At 33.7% G+C, this 23746-nt stretch carries 20 protein-coding genes; 14 read left to right on the forward strand and 6 right to left on the reverse strand.

Annotated features, from left to right (window positions below; genetic code table 11):
* Nucleotides 1–49 precede the first annotated feature (49 nt).
* The gene (locus CW357_RS07635) at nt 50–1723 is read right to left on the reverse strand and encodes a ribonuclease J (protein WP_119414437.1); all 1674 of its coding nucleotides are present in this window, start codon (nt 1721–1723) and stop codon (nt 50–52) included.
* 260 nt (nt 1724–1983) lie between these two features.
* Nucleotides 1984–5439, reverse strand: a complete 3456-nt coding sequence (locus CW357_RS07640) for a S8 family peptidase (protein ID WP_124217740.1) — start codon at nt 5437–5439, stop codon at nt 1984–1986.
* A 230-nt stretch (nt 5440–5669) separates the two neighbouring features.
* On the opposite strand from CW357_RS07640, the gene CW357_RS07645 reads away from it, so the two are divergent.
* A complete protein-coding gene (locus CW357_RS07645; RefSeq protein ID WP_119414439.1) occupies nt 5670–6107 on the forward strand; it encodes a universal stress protein in 438 nt (145 codons plus the stop codon).
* Between the two features lie 104 nt (nt 6108–6211).
* On the opposite strand, the gene CW357_RS07650 is transcribed toward CW357_RS07645, so the two are convergent.
* From CW357_RS07650 to CW357_RS07660, 3 genes are all read right to left on the reverse strand, one after another.
* Nucleotides 6212–6958 carry an amino acid ABC transporter ATP-binding protein gene (locus CW357_RS07650; protein WP_119414440.1) on the reverse strand — a complete coding sequence of 249 codons (747 nt, stop codon included), beginning with the start codon at nt 6956–6958 and terminating at the stop codon, nt 6212–6214.
* A 15-nt stretch (nt 6959–6973) separates the two neighbouring features.
* Complete coding sequence (locus tag CW357_RS07655) at nt 6974–7633, reverse strand: amino acid ABC transporter permease (protein ID WP_124217741.1); 660 nt, start codon at nt 7631–7633, stop codon at nt 6974–6976.
* Nucleotides 7634–7771: 138 nt separating this feature from the next.
* Nucleotides 7772–8551 carry an amino acid ABC transporter substrate-binding protein gene (locus CW357_RS07660; protein WP_124217742.1) on the reverse strand — a complete coding sequence of 260 codons (780 nt, stop codon included), beginning with the start codon at nt 8549–8551 and terminating at the stop codon, nt 7772–7774.
* A gap of 377 nt (nt 8552–8928) precedes the next feature.
* Between CW357_RS07660 and CW357_RS07665 the strand changes: the two genes are divergently transcribed.
* Both CW357_RS07665 and CW357_RS07670 read left to right on the forward strand, forming a co-directional pair.
* On the forward strand, nt 8929–10098 hold the full coding sequence (locus tag CW357_RS07665) for an aminotransferase-like domain-containing protein (protein ID WP_124217743.1): 1170 nt from the start codon (nt 8929–8931) through the stop codon (nt 10096–10098).
* A 253-nt stretch (nt 10099–10351) separates the two neighbouring features.
* A complete protein-coding gene (locus tag CW357_RS07670) occupies nt 10352–11059 on the forward strand; it encodes a DUF2935 domain-containing protein (protein ID WP_369973732.1) in 708 nt (235 codons plus the stop codon).
* Between the two features lie 152 nt (nt 11060–11211).
* On the opposite strand, the gene cysK is transcribed toward CW357_RS07670, so the two are convergent.
* The gene (gene cysK, locus CW357_RS07675; RefSeq protein WP_119414445.1) at nt 11212–12135 is read right to left on the reverse strand and encodes a cysteine synthase A; all 924 of its coding nucleotides are present in this window, start codon (nt 12133–12135) and stop codon (nt 11212–11214) included.
* A 291-nt stretch (nt 12136–12426) separates the two neighbouring features.
* Between cysK and CW357_RS07680 the strand changes: the two genes are divergently transcribed.
* The 11 genes from CW357_RS07680 (at nt 12427) to CW357_RS07730 (ending at nt 23745) form a co-directional block, all read left to right on the forward strand.
* The gene (locus CW357_RS07680; RefSeq protein WP_119414446.1) at nt 12427–13212 is read left to right on the forward strand and encodes an ABC transporter ATP-binding protein; all 786 of its coding nucleotides are present in this window, start codon (nt 12427–12429) and stop codon (nt 13210–13212) included.
* Nucleotides 13196–13957 carry an ABC transporter permease gene (locus CW357_RS07685; protein WP_124217744.1) on the forward strand — a complete coding sequence of 254 codons (762 nt, stop codon included), beginning with the start codon at nt 13196–13198 and terminating at the stop codon, nt 13955–13957. The genes CW357_RS07680 and CW357_RS07685 overlap by 17 nt, the downstream gene beginning before the upstream one ends.
* An 18-nt stretch (nt 13958–13975) precedes the next feature.
* Complete coding sequence (locus CW357_RS07690; protein WP_119414448.1) at nt 13976–14983, forward strand: ABC transporter substrate-binding protein; 1008 nt, start codon at nt 13976–13978, stop codon at nt 14981–14983.
* 157 nt (nt 14984–15140) lie between these two features.
* Complete coding sequence (locus CW357_RS07695) at nt 15141–15923, forward strand: alpha/beta fold hydrolase (protein ID WP_119414449.1); 783 nt, start codon at nt 15141–15143, stop codon at nt 15921–15923.
* 153 nt (nt 15924–16076) lie between these two features.
* The gene (locus tag CW357_RS07700) at nt 16077–16265 is read left to right on the forward strand and encodes a hypothetical protein (protein ID WP_119414450.1); all 189 of its coding nucleotides are present in this window, start codon (nt 16077–16079) and stop codon (nt 16263–16265) included.
* Between the two features lie 269 nt (nt 16266–16534).
* On the forward strand, nt 16535–18280 hold the full coding sequence (locus tag CW357_RS07705) for a methyl-accepting chemotaxis protein (protein WP_119414459.1): 1746 nt from the start codon (nt 16535–16537) through the stop codon (nt 18278–18280).
* 338 nt (nt 18281–18618) lie between these two features.
* Entirely contained in the window at nt 18619–19224 is a 606-nt protein-coding gene (locus CW357_RS07710; protein WP_233548004.1) for a VanZ family protein, read from the forward strand.
* 48 nt (nt 19225–19272) lie between these two features.
* The gene (locus CW357_RS07715; protein ID WP_119414460.1) at nt 19273–19425 is read left to right on the forward strand and encodes a Fur-regulated basic protein FbpA; all 153 of its coding nucleotides are present in this window, start codon (nt 19273–19275) and stop codon (nt 19423–19425) included.
* Between the two features lie 147 nt (nt 19426–19572).
* Nucleotides 19573–21399 (forward strand): asparagine synthase (glutamine-hydrolyzing), encoded by a 1827-nt coding sequence (asnB, locus tag CW357_RS07720; protein ID WP_119414461.1) that lies wholly within the window; start codon nt 19573–19575, stop codon nt 21397–21399.
* Between the two features lie 33 nt (nt 21400–21432).
* A complete protein-coding gene (locus tag CW357_RS07725; RefSeq protein WP_119414462.1) occupies nt 21433–22437 on the forward strand; it encodes a C39 family peptidase in 1005 nt (334 codons plus the stop codon).
* 93 nt (nt 22438–22530) lie between these two features.
* The gene (locus tag CW357_RS07730) at nt 22531–23745 is read left to right on the forward strand and encodes a carboxylate--amine ligase (RefSeq protein ID WP_124217745.1); all 1215 of its coding nucleotides are present in this window, start codon (nt 22531–22533) and stop codon (nt 23743–23745) included.
* Nucleotide 23746: the final 1 nt, after the last annotated feature.

The raw sequence follows: 23746 nt of genomic DNA on the forward strand, positions 1-23746 counted from the left end.
ATAAAAAGCAAAAAATGCTTTTATCGGCTGCTTTTATATTGGCAGAAATTTAAATTTCAATAATAATAGGTAAAATCATTGGTTTTCTTCTTGTTTGTGTAAATAGATATTGTCCAACAGCTTTTTTTACTTTCCTTTTGACAACATTCCACTGTTTTGCTTCTTCCTCTTGAATGTCTTGTACTGTTGCTACAACTAGACGATTTACGTTTCTCAGTAAATTTTCAAAATCCTTGGCATAGACAAATCCACGAGAAATGGTATCAGGTTGAGAAATGATTGTTCCATCTGTTTTACTAATCGTTAGAACAATGACAAGCATACCATCTTCTGAGAGTTGCTTTCTGTCACGTAACACAATCTCTCCAACTTCTCCGATATCTACACTATCCACATATGTGTCTCCAGCAGGGATTTTACGAGTTTGCCTAGCTTCACCGTTTTCAATATCAACTACATCGCCATTTTTGATAATGAATGTATGATCCCTTTCTACACCTACAGATTCAGCTAATTCACGATGCAGGTATAGCATTCTAAATTCGCCATGAATGGGGATAAAGTATTTTGGTTTCATCAACGTAATCATCAATTTTAAATCTTCTTGGTATCCATGACCAGAAACATGCATACCGGTCACACTCGACGAGCCATAGATAACTTTAGCTCCGAGTTGGAATAAGTTGTCCACAACGCGAGATACATCATTTTCATTTCCAGGAATAGGGGAAGCAGATAGAATAACAGTATCATCAGGCAGAATTTGAACATCTCGATTATCAGAATTGGACATGCGGGAAAGTGCTGCAAGAGGTTCACCTTGGCTACCTGTACAAAGAACAACCACTTCCTCTGGAGGGAGTTGCATGACTTTACGTGCATCAATTAGCATATCAGGAGGAATGTTCAAATACCCTCTTTCGATTGCGACAGAAACAACATTCACCATACTTCTTCCAAGTAGCGCAAGCTTACGATTAGTTACTTTTGTTGCTTCAACAATTTGTTGAATACGATTTACATTAGAAGCAAAAGTAGAAATGATGATTTTTCGATGAGCACTTAAAAAGGCATCTTCTATATGTTTTTTAACTTCTTTTTCCGATGGTGTTGAGCCCGGTCGTTCTGCGTTTGTACTTTCAGATATTAGTGCTAACACACCATCTGACCCGATTTTAGCCATTTTATGAATATCAGAAACCTGATCATTAACAGGCGTTAGGTCAAATTTGAAATCGCCTGTATGTACAACGACTCCTTCTGGCGTATGAAAAACAATACCAAGACAATCAGGAATACTATGACTTGTTCTAAAAAATGTGATTGAAATTGGGCCAAAATGTAATTTAGATTCAGCATGGATTTTTATAAGGTTCGTCTCTCTTAGAATTTTATGCTCTTTTAATTTTATTTCAATCAACCCTAATGTGAAACGAGTCGCATAAATAGGGATATTTAATTTTTTTAGAAAATAAGGAATACCTCCAATATGGTCTTCATGTCCATGAGTAACAATTAGTGCACGAACTTTTTCTTTGTTTTCGAGCAAGTAAGTGATATCAGGTATGATTAGATCAATCCCTAATAGACTCTCATCCGGAAATTTCCCACCACAGTCAACAAGTAAAATATCATCAGCATATTGAATTGCGTACATATTTTTACCAATTTCGTTGATACCGCCTAAGGCATAAATAGATAATAAATCTTTTGTCTTATCCAATAGTAATTCCTCCTACCAATCCGATTGTATTTTCAGCAGTAATTCCATGTGAAAATCAGTAAAGTTTTGTCGTATAGTCTGTCATTTTTAGTATAGCTAGCTATTCTTTTTCCTATACGAAAACTACATTGTAATTCGATTGTCTAAATCACTAAGAAGTAAGATCGATTTAGAAGGGGGATTAAAATTGAAGCAATTTCAAATAGGAGAACAAAAAAAGCCCCAAAAGCGTATAGAGCTTTTGGGGCTTCTCTAAATGATTATTTAAGTTTTAAAGATAATTTGTAAGAATCAATAGAAGCTCTTCCTTTTGAGTCTCGAACTTTCACATAGTAAGTTCCTTTTTTCATCTTTAAGTTAAGGATTTCTTTATCTCCTTGTTCGTAGATATCAGATTTTGCCACTCTTTTACCATTACGATAAACTTCAATGACACCATCTATTTCTTTTCCTGCATCAAGCGAAAGTGTTACTTGATTAGTTTTTGTAGATTTATAAACGTACCAGTCTGAATCACCATTTTCATAACCTGCATTGAAATAACCAGTAGCTGAGTAAGACTTACTACTATTTTTCTTTAGTTTTAATGGCTTAGATGGTTTGTATTTAGTGATTTTAGATTTAGCGTCTTCATCTACTTTGTTGACTGCATTGATTTTTAATTGATATGGCCATAGTGTTAATCCTGCCATTGAATCAATAGAAGCGTACGTAGTAACGAAATATGATTTTCCTTTTTTAGCTTCAAAGGAACCTGTAGTTGTTCCATCTTCAGTCATATTCAAAATGTATGAAGTACGGTCCATATCTTGTTCATCTAATTTACGGTTTTTGTTAACATCTTCTGAAATTTCAATATAACCATAGTATGGAGCTAAAAGGTCTTTTGGATACTTCGCTTTCAGTGATGAAGTTAATGTAGTTCTAGAGAATTTTACTCCGTATACAGCGCTTTCCGCTGCAGTGAAATAATAGCTGTCTACATCATTTGTTGTTCCAAAGTTTGCTGTTACACCATTTTTTGGGAAGTCTTTCGCGTTTTCTGGACCATTATTATTTTCATATTTATCTCCAGGATTTTCAGCTAAAAGTTTTGACGTAATTTGATAGCCATCGTATGGGATTTGCCCTGTTTCTGGGTTAGGGCTAATGGACATGTAATAAGTTTTATCTTTTTCTAGGCTAGCCATAAAATTGTTTGTAATCCACTCATCCCATGAATACCAATCCTCATTAGTTGCTACTGTTGAAAGAAATTGATATTCTTTACCATTTTCGTCTTTATCCTTGACTACTTCAAATAATGTAACATATGGAATGTTACTAGTAGGCGTTGGTATATTAAACTTATAGACACCATTTGTAGTCAGATTTACTTTAAACCAGTCTTGGTCTTCTGTATTTTGAAGATATCCTTGTGCTGAACCACCTAATTGATACGGTAATGCAACTGTTTCTAATTGGCCAATTAGCTCAGAATCATCCCAATCATCTAAACCTGAAATTATTGATATCTTTGAACCTGTATTCGTATTGATAATGGATACTAAATCATCATCTGTTGATTTATAACCACTAAAATTGTCTTCGTCTGCTGGAATCGTTTTGCCAACTAAGTTTACGCTATATGGTAGTGCTGATTGTCTTGGTTCACTTCCATAAAATCCGCTGAATAATTGGAAAATATCCATATCTGCGAAAGAAGATTTGCTAGTAACTTTTAAATAATATTCTTTGTTAGGCTCTGTTTGGAATGTTACCGTCTCGCTTGCCCCATATCCACCTGTATTGCTTGAACTTAGTGGTGACACATCTTCTGGATTTACTTCTTCAGTTTCGCCAGAAGGGAGCGGATTCCCGTTATCATCAGTAACTGGAGGGAATAATTGTTCTTTTTCATAAACAGCTAGTCCAATATCAACTCCTGGGATGCCTGTTGTGCTAAACTTCATAAATTGTGCATCTTTTGATGTAAAGTGGAAGTAATCTTCATCACCTTTTTCATCAGTCAAATAGAGACCATCTTTACTAAAAGGTAAACTTTCGATAGCGATAGGTTCGCTAATTGTCGATTCATCATCAGGTAATTGATCGAGCTTTTGAACTTTTAGCGTAGCATGGGACTGTTTTGCACTTGAATCATCATAGCTACCATTGACATCTTTTATGCCAATTGCAACGGTTCCACTAAATGGAGCTTGAATTAGTTTTCCTTCCGTTTTTCCTTCAGTAACATCATTGACATCTGTTTTTTGTTGTTGACTGTCACCAAAGAACTGAATGCTCATTTTGTAGTCATATTTTGAAGACCCAGATAAAGAAGCTTGAATATATTGGCCTTTTTCAACAGGAAGTTTCACCCATTTTTGCTCCGATGGTTTAGTGAAGTTATGTGTGACTTCTGCAGGGGATCCAACTGTTTCTGCATTATTTAATATTTCTTTTTCACCCCAAGTTGAAGTTACTAAAGAAGGAATCTTTTTGACATCAAATTTTAGTGCGGCAACAGGATTTACTAAACCATTACCATACTTATTATCAAAACCCTTTTCACCTAAATCAGTTGCCGTCTTTTCAAGAATATATTCGACCTCTGCAGGTTTTAAATTTGGATGCTTTGATAATAGTAAAGCGACAGTACCAGCCACAACAGGAGATGCCATAGATGTTCCACTTAACTTTGTAAAAGTAGATCCTTTTTTCGTATCGTAATAAGAAGAATATACATCTTCACCAGGTGCAACTACATCGGTTGCAGGACCATAATTTGAATAATAACTTAGTTTTTTATCCTTATTAATAGAACCTACACTTATTACTCCCTCATATTTAGCTGGGTAGAAATCCATATCAGATGCGTCATTACCAGCTGCTGCCACGATAATAACACCTTTGCTAATAGCTTTATCGACAGCTTCTTTTAAAACCTCTGAAGGGAATGATCCACCTAAGCTCATGTTAATGACATCCGCACCTTGATTGACCGCTTCTAAGATAGCATTCGCAATTGTATAATCAAAAGTCCAAGCATCACCGCCAAATACGTCTAATGAAAGAATTTTCGCTGCCGGATCTACTCCGTAACCACCAATGCCGTTATCTTTTTTACCTGCAATAATGCCAGCAACATGAGTTCCATGAGTATCTGGGGTAGTAGGATTCATCGGATCGATAATATTTGTACTTTTAATAATAGAACTTTTAATCTCAGGATGTTTTTTATCAAGTCCAGTATCAATTACAGCTACTTTTACTTGATGTTTACCAGCAAGTTTTTGAGCATTTGAAGTTTTTAGTATGCTATGCATATATTGCTCACTTACTTTTGGATCTACTGTACCGGTTAGTTTGTATTTTGGACTTAGACCAACAGAAACAACTTTCTTATTCTTTTGATAGTTTTGGATAGTTTTTTGAAGTTTTTTCTTGTTTTTAACCTTAATAGCTACATATTTTAAACCGGAAATTTGTTTTAAAACAGTACCTCCAGCTTTTTGGTGTTCTGTTTGAGTCAAGGGGCTTGAATATTTGATAATAAGAGTGTCTTCACTATAATTGGCTGTTCTTTTGTTTGAACTTTGATCTTGCTCTCCAAGCTTTTGAAGTATTGTTGAAGCAGAACCTGTTTTAGCGGAAGCTGATATACTACTGATCGGTGTAATGGCTAGTGCACAGGTCAAACTAGCGGCTACGAATTTTTTTGATATCGATTTCACAAAATTCCTCCTATTAGAAACTACTATATTATTAGAGTTTCTTTATGTTAATAAATACCATTATAGTTTATTTCTGATTCAAAAGATAGATATAAATTGAAATATTCTTAACATTATTGAAAAAATATATTTAAATTGTAATAATTGTAAACCTAATGTTCACAAATTAGGACCAACTTCTGTAAATGTTGGAATGATATAATTTACTTATTAAAGGGAGGTATAAAGTTATGACATTAAATTATAAAAATATTATTGTTGGTATTGATGGTTCTAAAGAAGCTGAAGCAGCTTTCAAAAGAGGGGTTGAAATTGCAAAGCGAAACAATGCAACACTACATTTAGTAAATGTCATTGATTCCCGTGTATATTCAGCGCTTGAAGCATATAATTTTACAGAAGAAAAGAAACGTGCCGAAGAATTTGCTACAAACTTATTAGAAAGTTATAAGAATGCGAAAGCTGAAGGTTTAGAAAATATCAATATTGTCGTAGAATATGGTTCTCCAAAATCAGCAATAACAAAAGATATTGCGAAACAAGTAGAAGCTGATTTAATAATTTGTGGTGCTACTGGTCTTAATGCAGTGGAAAGATTTTTAATCGGTAGTGTTACTACAGGGATTGTTCGTTCAGCAAAATGTGATGTTCTAGTAGTAAGACCATAGAAATAAGATTTTTTCTTCAATTCTTTTGATAAATAGGAAAAGGGATAGCCGCATAAGTCGAAAACTTATGGGCTATCCCTTTTTGACATGTCCTTGAAAATAGATTATTTCAAGCTACGATTTAAGAAAGCTTTTGTACGTTCAAATTTAGGGTTGTCGAACAATTCTTGAGGCGTTCCAGATTCAAGAATTTCACCATTGTCCATAAATAGAACACGGTTGGCAACCTCTCTAGCAAATCCCATTTCATGTGTGACAACAATCATTGTCATATGTTCTTCTGCTAAATCCTTCATAACTTGTAGTACTTCTCCTGTTAACTCAGGGTCAAGTGCCGAAGTTGGTTCATCGAATAACATAATTTCAGGATCCATCATAAGTGCTCGTGCTATCGCAACACGTTGTTTTTGACCACCTGAAAGATTAGCAGGGTATGCTGAAGCTTTGTTAGCAAGTCCAACTTTTTCTAATAGTTCCATACTACGATTACTAATTTCTTTGGACGATTCCTTTTTTAAAAGACGAGGAGCCATTTCGAGATTATCTTTGACAGTGAGATGGGGGAATAGATTAAAATGTTGAAAAACCATTCCCATTTTAGATGTCACTTGTTTAATCTCTTGTGGTTTCCCATAAATACCGTCCTTCACAAGATAGTCGCCCGCAACCGCAATACTTCCGCCATTAATATCTTCAAGATGAACAAGACTTCTAAGCATCGTACTTTTACCAGATCCAGAGGGACCGATAACTGCTACAACATCATTTTTGTTTACATCAAAAGTAATTTGTTTTAATACATCTAGTTTACCAAATGATTTTTTTAGTTTGGATACTTCAATAATAGCCAAATCGATCACTCCTCTCTATTCAAATGTAAAACGACGTTCAATCCATTTAAAGATTAGTGTAAGAACAAGTGTCATGATTAAATAGATAGCACCTGCAACAAAGAATGGGAAAATCGTGAAGTCGCGGTTTACTGCAGTTTCTGCATAGTGTAGTAGTTCAGGAACAGCCACGGCATATAATAATGCTGTATCTTTTACTAATGTTACTGATTCGTTTGCCAAAGATGGAATAGCGATTCGGAACATTTGTGGAAGAATAACACGAGTAGTTGTTTGGAATTTGTTTAGTCCAAGCACTTGTGCTGCTTCATATTGTCCTTTATCAATCGCTAGTAGACCACCACGGAAAATTTCCGCAAAGTAAGCAGCATAGTTAAGGATGAATCCAATGCATGCTGCTGTAAAGCGATCTAATACTAGATACTGACCAATTCCAGGAATCATTGGTAGTCCAAAACAGATGATCAATAATTGTAGTAAAAGTGGTGTCCCACGCATTACATAAATATAGGCTTGTGCTAACCAGGACAGTGGTTTAAAACTACTCTTTACTGCCAATGTCAATAAAAAACCAAGAGGTATAGACAATACAATGGCAATTATAAATAATAGTATAGTCATTTGAGATCCTTGGAGCATCGGCTTAAGAATCGAAATGAAATAGTCAAAGCTCATACAAGCGTTCCTCCTAATGAAATTCACCATTTACTTATCAATCATGATAATTTAATAGGAAAATGGAATTTCAATCCTACATATTAAAAACAAAACAGGTTTCCAAAAAAGGAAACCCGATTTTGTCTGTTACTTATTTTACTTTAATACTTTATTTTCGCCAAACCATTTTTTAGAAATTTCAGCTGCTTTGCCGTCTTCATTCATCTTATCAAGTGCTTTTTGCAATTTGTTTAGTAATTCGTCATTACCTTTTTTAACACCAACGCCATATTCTTCAGGTGCTAAAGATTCATCAAGAATTTTGAAAGTGCCTTTTTCTTTTGACATGTAATAATCAATGACAACTTCATCAATTACTACAGCATCTGTACGTCCATTTTTTAAATCATTTAGTGCCATAACATTATCAGAATACTCACTGATATTCTTTAATTTAGATTTAATAGCATTTGCGTTTAGTGCATCAGCTGCTGAAGATTGAGCTTGTAAACCAACTACTTTACCATTTAAATCATTTAACTTTGAAAGTTTTGAATCTGCAAGTGTTACAACTACTTGAGCATTTTTTAAGTAAGGTTTAGTAAAGTTAACTTTTTTCTTACGGTCATCTGTTATAGTATATCCGTTCCAAATTAAATCAATTCGACCACTACTTAATTCGGATTCTTTTGTTTTCCATTCAATAGGTTGAATCTTTACTTTGTAACCCATTTCTTTAGCTGCTGCTTTTGCATAGTCAATGTCAAAGCCAACGATATTATTATCCTTATCGCGGAATCCCATTGGAGCAAAAGAATCATCAACACCAATAACTAAAGTTTTGTCGTCTTTTGATGCAGAGTTGTTAGAGGAGCATCCAGCTAAAATGCCTAATATAGACACTACGAACATAGTTATGATCGCAAAACGTTTCATATATAAAACCACCTTATATTATTGTAAATTTTTTGCTTTAGTTCACTAGTGTGTTAGCAAACTACTAGGTTAATAAAACTATAACATCATTTGATAGTAAAATACAATAGCTTTTTTGATATATTGATCTTGTTAAATAATGTGAAAATGAGGCGAAAGATATTCGAATAAACCAAAATAGCAATTCTATCTATAATATAGTAGAAACTTATAAGAAATGATTTTAAATAGAGAGATCTATGCTAATTCTCAGCGTTTTCATTTACGTATAAGATTTTAATTTACCTAAATTTTCTTAATAATATTGACAATTCGTAATAATTTGTGATTTGATATAATATAAAATATATGAATGTAGCAAAGAAGGAGAATGGATTATGGTACAAATTTTTTCTGATAGAATGTTAAAAACAGATAGCTCATTTATTGCAGAAGTTATGAGATTAACAGAAGCAAAGGATATTATTTCTTTCGCAGGAGGTTTACCTAATCCTATTTCTTTTCCAATAGCAGAATTTCAGGATTCTATGAATCGCGTACTGCAAACATCTGGTGAAAAGGTATTCCAATACTCTGGTACTCAAGGGTATTTGCCTTTACGTCAATGGATTGCTAACCGTTATAAAAAACGATTCGATATGGATGTAACGGCTGATGATATTTTAATTACAACAGGTTCACAACAAGGGTTAGACTTAATGGGGAAAGTATTGATCAACCAAGGTGATAAAGTGGCTGTAGAAAGTCCATGTTATCTTGCTGCTATTCAAACATTCTCACTTTTTGAACCGAAATTCTTGCCAATTAGTCTTGAAGATGATGGCTTAAATTTAGAAGAATTAGAGGAAACGTTAAAAAATGATGATGTAAAATTATTATATATGGTTCCTAATTTTCAAAATCCGACAGGCTTAACCTATTCAAAAGAGAAACGAGAAGCAATCTATGAAATCATCAAAAAAACAAATACAATTTTAATCGAAGATGATCCATACGGTGAACTCCGTTTTGAAGGCGAATCTTTACCGTATATTGCTGGTGGTAAATCTGATAATAGTGTATTATTTGGTTCTTTCTCTAAAACATTATCGCCAGGTATGCGAGTAGGGTATCTATGTACAACCAATAAAGAACTAATGGGCCACTTAATCGCAGCAAAACAAGCATCCGATTTGCATACAAATGTCATTTCACAATATGCGATTTATGATTATTTAGCAAATAATGATTATGAAAAACATATTAGCCAAATAACTGAGCTTTATAAAAAGCAATGTAACGCAATGATCTCAGCTATGGAAAAATATCTACCTGCTCATGTTACGTTTACAAAGCCAGAAGGCGGTATGTTCCTTTGGGTAGATCTTGGAGAAGGTGTTTCATCCGTAGAAGTCTTTAATCGTGCTGTTAAAAATAAAGTTGCGTTTGTACCAGGGGATCCATTCTATACGAATGTGAAAGGTGCAAGTACACTACGACTTAATTATACAAACTCAGAGCCAGAAACAATTGAAGAGGGTATCAGAAGATTGGCTGAAGTTCTATAGTGACATTTTTATAACAAAGAGATCCAACGAAACTCATTTTTCGTTGGATTTTTTTTGATCTTAAATAATATACAGACTTGTACGCGATTTTTGTACATTGTCCTGCACATTTTTATTTTTTAAAAGTTTCTAATAGGACAATCCATAGTTGAATACATTTTAGTGATGACTCGAAAAAGGAGATGTAAGCTGTTTGCAAGAAGATTACTTAAAAAGTGCAAAATTTGAACATCTTTTTTGGCTTGAAATCTTGATGAATCATGGCCAATTTATTCGAGATTCATTGTACCCAATTTCAGAAAAGGAGGATATTGAAAAGGCGCAGTCGTTTGCAGATAGTTTTAACAAACTTCATAAAGAAGTAAGTTTATTGGACGAAACGAACGCTATATCCTTTGCTGAAAAAGTTACTGAAACGGTAGAAGAACTTAAGCAATTTAAATTATCCATTATTAGAAGGCAACTTGTAGGAAAAATAGGTATTCATCTACCTCCTACATTTATCAATCACATGGTAAATGAATTGGAAGAGTATCAGAATGTATTAAATTATTTAAGAAAAGGCGAAGTACCACCAATTTTTCATGAATTGCATCACCATTTATTGTGGTTGAATGATGCCTCAGGTCATGCGGGTACAATTAATGATAATTTGGATGGGGTGGAAAAAAGGCTAAAAGAAAAGAGTCATACGTTTACACAACATTTTGATCAATTTTACCTTAAAGCATTAGAACTTACTGGTTACTTGCGTACGAATCTTCAAACATTTCCTGCATTAAACAGATTTAATGATGATGTCGATGTAGAGATGAAGTTGTTTAAGAGTTTCTTGCTCGAATTAGAAGAATTGGAGTTAAGTGCTGAAGTGTTAGGGACGTTCACTGCGTCGATGGCAGATCATATGGCAAGGGAGGAACAATATTACTTAACCAAATTGGTAGAGTCAAGAAGTGTATAACTCTAAAAGGAGGGAAGTTTTGAGCCTCTGAAAGGCTAAATGATTGTAAAAAGAAAGGGGGAACTCTATCTCCATCAGATGTTTTATATAGCTAAATAATATTAAAAAGCCTAGTCTATGTTGGACTAGGCTTTTTAGTGTAAGTTTTGTTGTTATTCTGCAAATAAATCAGATGAAAGGTAACGCTCACCTGTATCTGGAGCTAAACATAAAACATTTGCAGTTGAAGGAAGGTTCTTTGCTACTTGGATTGCCATATGTGCAGAAGCAGCACCAGATGCTCCGACAAAGATCCCTTCCTCAGCAGCAAGTCGACGTGCCATTACTTGTGCATCATCATCTTCAATATGAAGAATCTCATCATAAATATTTCTATTTAAGATTGAAGGGATAAATCCAGGACCTGTACCTGGAATTTTATGTGGTCCTGGTTCACCGCCAGATAGTACAGGAGATCCTGCTGGCTCAACTACATAGATTTTTAAATTTGGGATATGTTTTTTTAACTCTTCACCAGTACCTGTTACAGTACCGCCAGTACCGGCAGTTAATACGAATGCATCTAATTGCCCATCAAAAGTGTCTAAAATTTCTACCGCTGTTGTTCCGCGGTGAGCATCAGCATTAGCAGGGTTTTCAAATTGCATCGGGATAAAATGGTTTGGTATATCTTTTGCAATTCGTTTTGCTTCATCGATTGAACCTTGCATACGTAATGCAGATGGTGTTAGATGAACTTCAGCTCCATATGCTTTCATAATTTTGATACGTTCTTTAGTAGCATTATCTGGCATTGTAATAATGCAACGATATCCTCTAGTTGCGCATACCATAGCTAGGCCAATCCCTGTATTTCCAGACGTTGGCTCGATAATCGTACTTTTACCTGGAATTAGTTTTCCCTCTTTTTCAGCTTGTTCAATCATGTTCAAAGCTGCACGGTCTTTTACACTTCCTCCAGGGTTAAAAGATTCTAATTTTATAAAGACATTCGCACCGTTTGAATCTGGTATTTTGTTTAATTTTACAATCGGTGTTTTACCGATTAGATCAATGATTGAATTGTAGTATTTCATTATTGTCACCTTCCATTTTTTAAATCCATTTCAATAGGTAATTATTTTTCAAAGATATATTCCTGCCTACGAGCATTATTCATATATAATCTATGATTTATATAAGAATAGTTGGTTTGTAATGATTTTATTATAGCTGACCCTAAGAATAAATCAAACAGGAAAAATTTTATAATAAAATAATTCTGAAAAATTGATTGACATTTTAAAAGCTGAATATATAATTAAATTTATAATTCCTATTATATAACTATGAATTATAAGGATGATGAGGAGAAGGTGTAGATACTCATGTTTCTTAATATACAAGATGTTCAAAAGAGCTTTGAAAACCGTGGAAACAAGGAACAAGTATTACAAGATATTAACTTGAAAGTTGAGGAAGGGGAGTTTATCTCACTTTTAGGCCCTTCTGGATGTGGAAAATCTACTTTGCTTAATATTGTTGCAGGATTACTTTCCCCAAGCTCAGGAGATGTCTTCCTAGATAGCAAAAGAATAACGAAGCCTGGGAAGGATCGCGGTATGGTGTTTCAGCAAGCAGCATTGTTTCCGTGGTTGTCAGTCGAAGAGAATGTTATGTTTCCTTTTCGCAAGGAAATGAGCAAAAAAGAAGCAAAGGTAGTTGCACAAAAGTATTTAAAGCTCGTTCAGTTAAGTCCATATGCAAAACATTCTCCACATGAACTCTCTGGTGGTATGCAGCAAAGGGTTTCTATTGCAAGGGCACTTGCTATGAACCCCAGAGTATTACTGATGGATGAACCATTTGGGGCACTTGATGAACAAACTAGAACTCGATTACATGATGTGTTAGAAAATATTTGGTTAGAAACGAAAAAAACAGTCTTATTTGTGACACATAGCATTCAAGAGGCTGTAAAGTTGTCTGATCGAATTATTGTAATGGGGACACATCCTGGAACTATTTTAAAAGATATTCATGTTGATATTGAAAGACCACGAGATAGGCATCTGGAAGAAATGGTTCAATATGAACAAATGATTATGGAATTATTGAAAGCTGAGATTGATAAAGTCGTAGAAGAGGAATTACAATATGAAGCTAGCCATTAAAAGAATTATTTTTTATCTATTGATTTTCGTAATTTGGGAATTGGCGATTAAATTATTTGAGATTCCTGCAGTTATTTTACCTTCGCCAATGGATGTATTATCGAGTTTAAAAGAAAGTATTAATGATGGATCTCTTTTAAAAGATTTAGGTGCAAGTTTTACTAGACTAGTAATTGGCCTTATTGTTGCTCTACTTATAGGCGTTTTACTAGGGATATTTCTTGCAAAAGTCAAAACAGCTGACGAAACTTTAGGATCATTAATCATTGCTTTACAAAGTATTCCGAGTATTGTGTGGCTTCCTTTAGCAATCATGTGGTTTGGATTAAATGAAAAATCAGTTATTTTCATTATTGTACTTGGAGCAGCCATTGTGATGACAGTGAATATGAGAACAGGTATTAAAAATGTCACACCGCTCTATATAAAAGCTGCTCAGACTATGGGAGTAGGAGGGGTGAGCTTATTTATTAGAGTAATTTTACCCGCATCTATTCCTTATGCTGTAACTGGCACTCGACTTGCTTGGGCTTTTGCATGGCGAGCATTGATGGCAGGTGAATTGTTAAGTGCCGGTCCCGGACTTGGTTACACATTAAAATACGCTTCTGATTTTGGAAGAATGGATATGGTTATAGCAATTATGGTTGTCATTGGTGTGATTGGTGTAATTGTAGATGTATTGATATTCCAAAAAATAGAGCAACGGGTCATGGATAAATGGGGACTCGAGCAACAAGCATAAAAGAAAGGAATGAAAGAAATGAAAAAATGGATATTGTCTCTAACTTTACTATTGGTGATTGGAGTTCTTGCTGCTTGTGGAAGTAATTCTGATGAAAAGGCAAGTAATGATGGGAAAAGTACAAAAGAAAAAGTTGTTATCGGCTATTTTCCAAATATCGATCATGCACCAGCCATGGTAGCGCGTGAAAAAGGTTTTTACGAAAAAGCACTTGGAGATAAAGTGGATGTTGAATATCGTACATTCCCTGATGGCGGTACTTTTATGACTGCTTTAAAATCTGGAGATATTGACGCGGGTCTGGTTGGACCTGGTCCTGTTATTAATAATTATTTCAGCGGAGCTGACGTAAAAATTATCGGGGGTGCATCTGTAGGGGGAACGGTTGTTGTAGCAAGTAAGAAAAGCGGCATAGATAATTTATCAGATGTAGCTGGTAAAACATTTATCACACCAGGAATTGGTTGTACGCATGATGTACAATTCGAAACATCTTTAGAAGATCAAGCTATTAAAAAGTTAACTTCATCTCGTATCGGTGGAACATTAAAACATGTCACAGGAAATCCTGCAAATTATCAAGGAATGTTTGAAACAGGCAAAGTAGACTTAGCTGCGGTTCCAGAACCATGGGCCTCAATTCTTGTTAAAAACGGGGCAAAAGTTATTATTAGTACAGATAAAATTGCTTATGGTAAAACACTACCTAATACAGTATTAGTAACAAGTGATAAATTGATCAAAGATAATAAAGAAATTGCTCAAGGAATTGCTAAAGCTGAAAAAGAAGCAGTAGATTTTATCAACAATAATCCAGATGAAGCACAAAAAATAGCCATTAAGTCAATCAAGGATCTTACAAAACAAGATATGGATCAAGAGATTGTTAAAAAGGCTATGAGTAATATTACTTTTACTTCTGATGTTGATGAAGATGTAATTCAAAAATTTGGTCAATCTTCTTATGACTTAAAATTCCTAAAGGAAAAACCAGATTTCACAGGTTTAGTTGAAACTAATTTATAAATTTTATAAAGAGTAACCAATTAACTATAAAAAAGTTATCCAGAAACGTCTGGATAGCTTTTTTTATTGAAAAGATTGAAGCGTTAAATGCTTATTCACCATGTTCATCATTTATGAATAAAGTATGGAAGAAACAAAAGAAGGACGGTGGAATAGGTTGGGGTATTTTGTAACTGTTGAAACGGATATCAAACTATATATAGAAGATATTAATCCAACAGGTGATAAGACAATTGTATTTTTGCATGGATGGCCGTTAAATTATAAACAATTCGAGTATCAATTTAATGTTCTTCCTTCAATGGGATTTCGTTGTATAGGAATCGATTGGAGAGGTTTTGGTCAATCGGATAAGCCGTTGGAAGGATATGATTTTAATAGATTAGCAGATGATATTGCTATGGTTATATCTACACTTCAGCTAGATCATATTATTTTAGTGGGGCATTCTACTGGTGGAGCAATAGCTCTTCGTTACATGACAAGATATAAGGAATATGGAGTGTCAAAACTTGTTCTTATAGATGCGGCTGCTCCAACTGGTTTTACATCAGAAACAGCTAGAAAGTTTCTAACGGAAACTTATAATGATCGACCAAATATGATGAGAGAGATCACAGACACATTCTTCTTCCAATATATCACGAAGCCTTTTTCGGATTGGTTTTTCCAAATGGGTCTAGATGCGGCGAGTTGGTCTACAGCTGCAATTATTAAAACGTTAAGAGATGAGAAATTTGATACCGAACTCTCTATGATAACAGTTCCTACATTAATCGTTCATGGAGTCCATGATAAAGTAATTCCCTTTTCACAAGCGGAAATTTTAAATGACAAGATTAAGGGTTCAAAGCTTATCCCATTTGAGTATAGTGGTCATGGACTCTTTTGGGAGGAACGTAAGAAATTCAATAAGGAATTGATTGATTTTACATCTTAGCTATAAATAATGGCTTAACCTTTACACTATTGGGAATGATTTGAACAAATTTGTCCAAAATGTGAATAAAATGTTGACATTTTGTGTCCAAGTGCTGTATGATAATGACATAAAATTGTCACATTTAAAAGCAGATGTAAAGGGGGATGCCAAATGAATTATACTGATATACTTTTAGTAGCCATTGCATGTATGAGCATTCCAATGGTATGCGCTATTTTCTTTGATGCCTTTTATGCTGAGAAAAAAAGACGCTCCTTCTCATTAAAAAGAGTTTCATGCTGGTATGCATTATTCTTCGCTTTATCTTTTGTTCCTACAGTAATTTTTATAGTGAAATAATAATTATATATTTTAAGATGAAAAAGGGCTTCTTAATGAAGCTCTTTTTTATTTTTAAGTCAAAAACATTTATTATTTAAATGATTTTTTTTGGTAATAATATGAATAAAGTACTATATACATAGTTAAAATGAATTAAATTAAAAGGTGCATAAAAGTGTTTTTGTGTGTATTATAATAAATAAATCGTATTGAATTTTACAATTGTTGGATAATATATATAGTCGGATATGTGTGAACTATAGAGAAGGTTATAGGAGGAAGTAGAGATGTTTACAAAGGCAAAAAAACACTATCAATATTATTCAGAGAAGTTAGAATCGGATATTGACGCAAATGAACGTTTTCAACTGAAATTAGACTTTCTTGGGTTATCTTCTATTAGAAGAGCAGCTGTGCAGAATTTAAAAAAATTATATGAAACACACAATAAAGAAATATTAGATACCTTCTACAATCGTTTGATGGCATTTACTAAATTTAGTAGCGTGATCAATCAATATTCTAATGTAGACCGATTGAAGATAACCTTTGATCAACATTTAAAGAGCTTATTTGATAGTAAATTAGATTTACAGTATATATTTGATCGGCGGAAAATTGCTTATACACATGCAAAGATCGGAGTATTGCCAGACTGGATGATTTCAGCCTATACAATTATAAATCAGGTGTTTATACCGTTAATCGCAGAAAAGTATAAACATGATCGTTCGAAAATGTTGGATGTCCTTCTCGCTTATGAAACTCTTGTAAGTATCGATCAACAAATTATTGTAGAAACGTATATTGAAATCCAAGCAGGTTCAATTATAAACGGACTGGGAGAAATTATTGCCTATAACACACAACTAGATCAGATAAAAAATTTAATACAGTTTGAAGAGCAGCAAAAGCTTGATGTTATATCGGCTGGTGTTTCAATGGAACAGCTTGAAACAAGTATTGAAGAGGTTTCAGCTTCAATAATAGATTTATCAAAGAATACTCAAAATTCATTGGAGGAATTAAGCGATGGAACATTATCCCTTCAAGCGATCAATGATATCTTAAAAGAAACAAATCAAGGCCACGAAAATGTAAAGTTAAATGTTAATGAATTAGTAAATAGAGTAAACAACGTTGAACAATTAGTCGAATTTATCAAAGAAATAGCAGAACAAACCAACTTATTAGCATTAAATGCTTCAATTGAAGCTGCTCGTGCTGGAGAAGCAGGAAAAGGTTTTGCTGTTGTAGCAGAGGAAGTAAGAAAATTAGCTGATAATGCAAAATCATCTGCACAATCCATTCACGAAGATATTCAACGTCTTCTGGTCATTACAAAAAATATTAGTTCGCTTACAAATGAAACTTCAGAAGACTTACATAAAAGTGTTAAGAAAACAGCGGAAGTAACGACTACCTTATCGTTAGTAAATGAGACTTTACAGCATCAAGGAGAAAGTATTGAACAAATTGCAGCCGCATCACAGCAACAGGCTGCTGCTGCAAATGATATCACGACAAGGAACCAAAATATTGCCGAAAATGCAAAAAGAAGTAGAAAAATTTCAAATGATACAGGTGAAGCAATATACACTCTAAGTAAAATGATTAATAATTACCGTATTAACACTATTTCAAAGAACTTTATTATAAGTCAGGAAGATATCGTATCTTTGACTATTACAGATCATCTTTTATGGAGATGGCGTATTTATAATCTTTTACTAGGTTTTGAAAAGATGACAGTTGCTGATATTACATCCTATAGAGATTCTCATCTTGGAAAATGGTATTATACCCAAGGAAAAAAGTTATATGGTGATGAACCTGTTTTTAAAGAAATCGAGGAACCCCATCAACTTGTTCATGAAGTAGCAAGACAAGCGGTACAAGCATATAACGACGGAAATATAGAATTAGCTGAAAAGTATTTAGTTGAAGTAGAAATGTATTCTAAAATTGTCATTGAAAAGTTAACAAGATTAAAAGAAATCATTATTTCGTCTAAAGAGCCTTATCTACAGTAGAACTTTAAAGTGAATTTATAAGACCCTTACATGTGAGTATTCGCTAACGTGTAATGGTTCTTTTTATATAGAAGATATTCAACATGATTCTGACCTATTTGAATACTGTGTAGGTATCCCGATAAAAATTATAGGAAAAGGGAAAATAGTCTTTGTACGAAGCTACAAATAATGTGGTATCGTAGAAAATAAATAGGACAGTATATTAAGTTAAACTTTACTTAATAGAAGCTTTTATATGTTTATAGAGGATAAAATGAAGTTGTAAAAGAAATTTAATGTTTTTTTGCAACTTATTGTTATATAATTTGTCCTGTTATTATAGAAAGAAGAAATGAGTGACGAAGTTGTCTTATATACTTCAATATACACTTGATATGATGATTGTCATGATTATTGCAATTCCATTTGTTGTGTATATACGCTTTAAATCAAGAGAAAAAAAGAGCAAAGTCCTAATCAATCGATGGCATGAATTTGGAATAATGACTTTATGGGTGTACTTAATCGGTTTATTTTATGAAACGATTGTTCCGAAAAATGGCGTTAGTTTTCAATATGCAGAAATGAGACTTCAAAATCTAGATTCACTAGGAATAAACTTTCATTTGTTTCGTGTTTTTACGGATGTGTACAATGCCATTCATTATTTAGACTTATGGCAACCGTTTTTCATTAACTTTCTTGGTAACATAGCAATTTTTATGCCAATTGGTTTTTTACTTCCTTTACTTTGGCGTAAAATGGAGAGATTCTTCATTGTATTAGTTACTGGACTAGGATTGTCATTGTTTATAGAAATAATGCAACTACCTCAGTATAGAAGTACAGACGTGGATGATTTATGGTTGAACACATTAGGCGCCATAATCGGTTTTGCCATCTATAAGTACTTAGTAAAACAAATACCTAATTTAAGAAATAGATTTAAAGTATTTGTTTAGAGGAGTATCAGAAAATAGTCACTAACGGTAAGGCAAGAAGGGGATTTTTTGAACAACAAGAAAATAACAGCTGAAGAGCGAAAAAAAAATCATATCATCGATCATCTAATGAATCTTGGTGTATTTAAAGTAAATGATAAGCAATTATATCAAGTATCTTTGGAAGAATTGATGAAAGAATACAAAAAGCATATAAATTAACAGATTGCTACATTGTGGCAATCTTTTTCGGTATATGTCAAGTGAAAAAAAGAGTATAATGAAATGATGTCGAATCAAGGAAAAATACAGTAAAATGTATATTATGTATCAATTAAATAGATGAAAATAAGATAGGAGATAAAAAATATGTGTGGATTTACAGGATTTGTTGGTGAGGTTTCAAACTCTGACGTAGTGTTAGAGAATATGATGAACCAAATCATTCACCGTGGACCAGACTCAGCAGGGAAATTTACAGATGGTCAAGCAGCACTTGGTTTCCGTCGTTTAAGTATTATTGACTTAGCAAATGGGAGTCAACCACTCTATAACGAAGATCAATCATTAGTATTAATCTTCAACGGTGAAATTTATAATTTCAAGGAAATTAGAAAAGATCTACTTGCAGCAGGTCATATTTTTAAAACAGATACAGACAGTGAAGTTTTACTTCATGGATATGAAGAATATGGCACTAAATTAGTACAAAAATTGCGTGGTATGTTCGCATTCGTTATTTGGGATCGTAATAAAAAACGTTTATTTGCAGCTCGTGATATGTTCGGTATTAAACCATTCTATTATGCTAAAATGAACGGAACATTACTATTTGGTTCAGAAATTAAAAGTTTCTTACCACACCCACATTTTGAAAAAGTTTTAAATGAAAAAGCATTAAAACCTTATTTAACATTCCAATTCCCAGTTTTAAAAGAAACATTCTTTAAAGGTGTATTTAAATTACCAGCAGCTCATTACTTAACATATGAAGATGGTAAATTGGAAATCACTCGATATTGGGAACCTAAATTCAACCCAGAAGAACGTCCTCTTGATGAAATCGTAGAAGAAATTGACTCAACAGTTCGTGAATCTATTAAAGCTCATGAGTTCTCAGATCCTGACGTTCTTGTAGGTTCATTCTTATCATCTGGTGTTGACTCAAGTTATGTAGCTTCAGTATTAAAACCAGACAAAACATTCTCTGTTGGTTTCGCAGCAGAAAAATTCTCAGAAATTGATAATGCAAAAGAATTATCAAAAGAATTAGGTATTGAAAATGTAAATGAAGTACTAGACCCAGAGGTATGCTTCAACAAATTAGATGAGATTCAATATATGATGGATGAACCACACTCAAATCCATCTATTGTTCCTTTATATTTCTTAGCAGAACTTGCTCGCAAACATGTTAAAGTTGTACTTTCAGGTGAAGGTGCAGATGAATTATTTGGAGGTTACGCAGAATACGATGAACTTCCTACAATGCGTAAATACAAAAAAATCCCACAATTTATCCGTCGTCCAATCGCAGAAGTAGCTAAAGCTCTTCCAGAAATGCGCGGAAAACACTTCCTAATGCGCGGTGGTCTTCCTGTAGAACAAACATTTATTGGACAAGCTCATATTTTCGAAGAACATGAAGCGACTGACATTTTAACAGATAAGTACAATCATGCGCCATCTGTTGCAGATATTGTAATGCCAATTTACAAAAAGGCAGCTGGTGAAGATGACTTAACTAAAAAACAAATTCTAGATTTAAATCTTTGGTTAGTAGATGACATTCTATTAAAAGCAGATAAAATGAGTATGGCTCATTCAATTGAGTTACGTGTTCCATTCCTTGACCGCGAAATTATGAAAGTAGCTTCTAAAGTTCCATCACATTATCGAGTGAACGAAAAAGATACAAAATATGCATTCCGTCAAGCGTCACAAAGAGCGCTACCAGATGAATGGGCACATCGTAAAAAAATTGGTTTCCCTGTACCTATCAGACTTTGGTTAAAAGAAGATAAATACTTTAACCAAATTAAAGCTACATTTGAATCACCTGAAGCTGCTCAATTCTTCGATCAACGAGCAATTGTTAAATTATTAACAGATCACTACGAAGGTAAAGCGAAAAACCAACGTAAAGTGTGGACAATTTACATGTTCTTAGTATGGTATAAAAAATACTTCGGCTAATAATTCCTTTAGCTTAAAAGGAGATTGTCGACCATGGTGAAGAGAAGTATAATGCCTCGGCATTTGCTCCTCTTTTGCTTTATAATGCTTTTTGCAATTATGACAAGTGGATGTTCAAGTATTTTACCAGCAAAAGAAGAGAAAATAGATGAAGGCATTAAAGTACTAATTGTCGCATTTGGAAGCAGAGAACCTATTCCTAATATGAAAGTTAGCGTAAGAGATATAGAGACAGATGAATTAGTTACTACTGCTACTAGTGATTCTGAGGGGCAAGTGAAACTCCCTCATTTAAAAGCCGGTAGACGTTATTTATTTGTACCATCTTCTAATGATGACTTAGGGCTTGTAAAAAAAACTAATAGTGTAGCAAAGATAGTAAAAGTAAAAAAAGATACTTCCTATGTCGTTCTTGAAACCTACTATCAAAAGGAAAATCAGCGTATTGAAGTTCCTGTTGTACTGCAAAATCCCCAACTTCCACACGGTTGTGAAATAACAGCAATGACAGCTGCATTTAACTATTACGGTTTAAATCTTTCTAAGATGAAGATGGCTAAGAAATATTTGCCGACAGAAGAGATTGTTGATAAAAATGGAAAACGAATAGGTCCAGATCCAAACAAAGCATACGCAGGAAATCCTGCAGACAAGTTAACAGGTACATATATTTTTGCTCCAGCGATCACAAAAACTGCAAAAAAAGTAGCAAGAGATTATAAATCAAATCTTCAAGTGACGAATCTTACTGGTGCTAGCAAAAAGAAAATAATAGAAACTGTTCAACAAGGTATACCGGTGATGATGTGGGTAACATTGGATTTATCAAAGCCAAAGAAAAAAGAAGGCTGGTATATTAAAGGGACCGACCGTAAACCTAAAATGTATAGAAATTTACATGTAGTAGTGCTAACTGGGTATGAGGATGATAAAGTTATCGTTATGGATCCACTTCATGGCTACGTTTCTCATGATACGACAAAATTTTTCAAAAGCTACAAAGAAATGGGTTCACAAGCAATTTCGATAGAAAAATAAACTATAACAATTTAAGACATTGTTCGTTTATAAACGCAAAATATGATAAACTAATGGCATTAAAATAAGTACAAATAAGTGAGATGATCAGAAATGGCAGAACAACCATTTTTACCAATATTAATCGGATCAGATATGAATGCATATGGTATGGCACGAGCTTTTTATGAAGCTTATGGCATTAAAGCAATCGTAGTTGGACGAGCACATTTAACAGCAACACAAAACAGTAATATTCTACACTTCAAACAAGTTCCAAACTTAAAAGAAAACTTTGTAGAAGAAATGAAAAAATTAGCAAAAGAATACGAAAACAAAGATTTGCTATTAATGGGTTGTGGCGATGATTATGTCAAACTCATTATTAAGAACAAACCAGCCCTAGAACAATATTTCACAGTTCCATACATTGATGAATCTTTGATGGATCGCATTTTACTAAAAGAAAATTTCTATAAAATGTGCGAAAAATATAACTTCAGTTATCCTAAAACAGACACTTGTACGTTTGAGACATATGAAAACTTCCAAGTGAAATTTGACTACCCAATCATTATTAAGGCATCTAACTCCGTTGCTTATTGGGCATGTAAATTCCCTGGTAAGAAGAAAGTATTCGTTGCTCATGATGAAGCTGAAAAAGATGCTATATTAAAAGCAATCTATAGTTCTTCTTATAAAGATCACTTAATCATTCAAGAGTTTATCCCTGGAGATGACTCATATATGCGTGTATTGAATGCATATGTTGCAACAGATGGTAAAGTGAAGCTAATGTGCCTAGGTAACCCAATTCTTGAAGAACACTCTCCAGAAGGTATAGGTAGTTATGCTGCAATCATTACTACTTATGATAAAGACTTGATGGACCAAGTTCGTTTCTTCCTAGAAGACATAGGTTTTACAGGTATTGCAAACTTCGATATGAAATATGACTACCGTGACGGTAAGTATAAATTATTCGAGATTAATCTACGTAATGGACGTAGTAGCTATTATGTAACGGCTGCAGGCTATAACTTAATGCAATATGTTGCTGATGACCGTATGTTGCACATTCAACAAGAATGTACCTATGCGAATAACGAACATTTGTGGAGTATCATTCCAAATGGCGTATTATTTAAATATGCACAAAATAAAGAGTTAAAAGCAAAAGCACGTAAGCTTATTAAAGAAGGAAAAGCAACAAACTCATTATTCTATAAAGAAGATATGAATTTCAAACGTTGGTACAAGCTAACATTAAATAGCTTAAATTATTACCGTAAATACAAAAAATATTTTAACAATAAAGGTCTGTCTTAAG

The organism is Rummeliibacillus sp. TYF005, assembly GCF_003844195.1.
In the GTDB taxonomy this organism is placed as follows: Bacteria; Bacillota; Bacilli; order Bacillales_A; family Planococcaceae; genus Rummeliibacillus.

Excerpts from the sequence above, each read along its gene's own strand:
- CW357_RS07660 (WP_124217742.1), bottom strand. The coding sequence starts at position 8,551 with ATGAAACGTTTTGCGATCATAACTATGTTCGTAGTGTCTATATTAGGC.
- CW357_RS07700 (WP_119414450.1), top strand. The coding sequence starts at position 16,077 with ATGAATTATACTGATATACTTTTAGTAGCCATTGCATGTATGAGCATT.
- CW357_RS07725 (WP_119414462.1), top strand. The coding sequence starts at position 21,433 with ATGGTGAAGAGAAGTATAATGCCTCGGCATTTGCTCCTCTTTTGCTTT.
- CW357_RS07680 (WP_119414446.1), top strand. The coding sequence starts at position 12,427 with ATGTTTCTTAATATACAAGATGTTCAAAAGAGCTTTGAAAACCGTGGA.
- CW357_RS07665 (WP_124217743.1), top strand. The coding sequence starts at position 8,929 with ATGGTACAAATTTTTTCTGATAGAATGTTAAAAACAGATAGCTCATTT.
- CW357_RS07685 (WP_124217744.1), top strand. The coding sequence starts at position 13,196 with ATGAAGCTAGCCATTAAAAGAATTATTTTTTATCTATTGATTTTCGTA.
- asnB (WP_119414461.1), top strand. The coding sequence starts at position 19,573 with ATGTGTGGATTTACAGGATTTGTTGGTGAGGTTTCAAACTCTGACGTA.
- CW357_RS07670 (WP_369973732.1), top strand. The coding sequence starts at position 10,352 with ATGAATCATGGCCAATTTATTCGAGATTCATTGTACCCAATTTCAGAA.
- CW357_RS07705 (WP_119414459.1), top strand. The coding sequence starts at position 16,535 with ATGTTTACAAAGGCAAAAAAACACTATCAATATTATTCAGAGAAGTTA.
- CW357_RS07655 (WP_124217741.1), bottom strand. The coding sequence starts at position 7,633 with ATGAGCTTTGACTATTTCATTTCGATTCTTAAGCCGATGCTCCAAGGA.
- cysK (WP_119414445.1), bottom strand. The coding sequence starts at position 12,135 with ATGAAATACTACAATTCAATCATTGATCTAATCGGTAAAACACCGATT.
- CW357_RS07730 (WP_124217745.1), top strand. The coding sequence starts at position 22,531 with ATGGCAGAACAACCATTTTTACCAATATTAATCGGATCAGATATGAAT.
- CW357_RS07645 (WP_119414439.1), top strand. The coding sequence starts at position 5,670 with ATGACATTAAATTATAAAAATATTATTGTTGGTATTGATGGTTCTAAA.
- CW357_RS07690 (WP_119414448.1), top strand. The coding sequence starts at position 13,976 with ATGAAAAAATGGATATTGTCTCTAACTTTACTATTGGTGATTGGAGTT.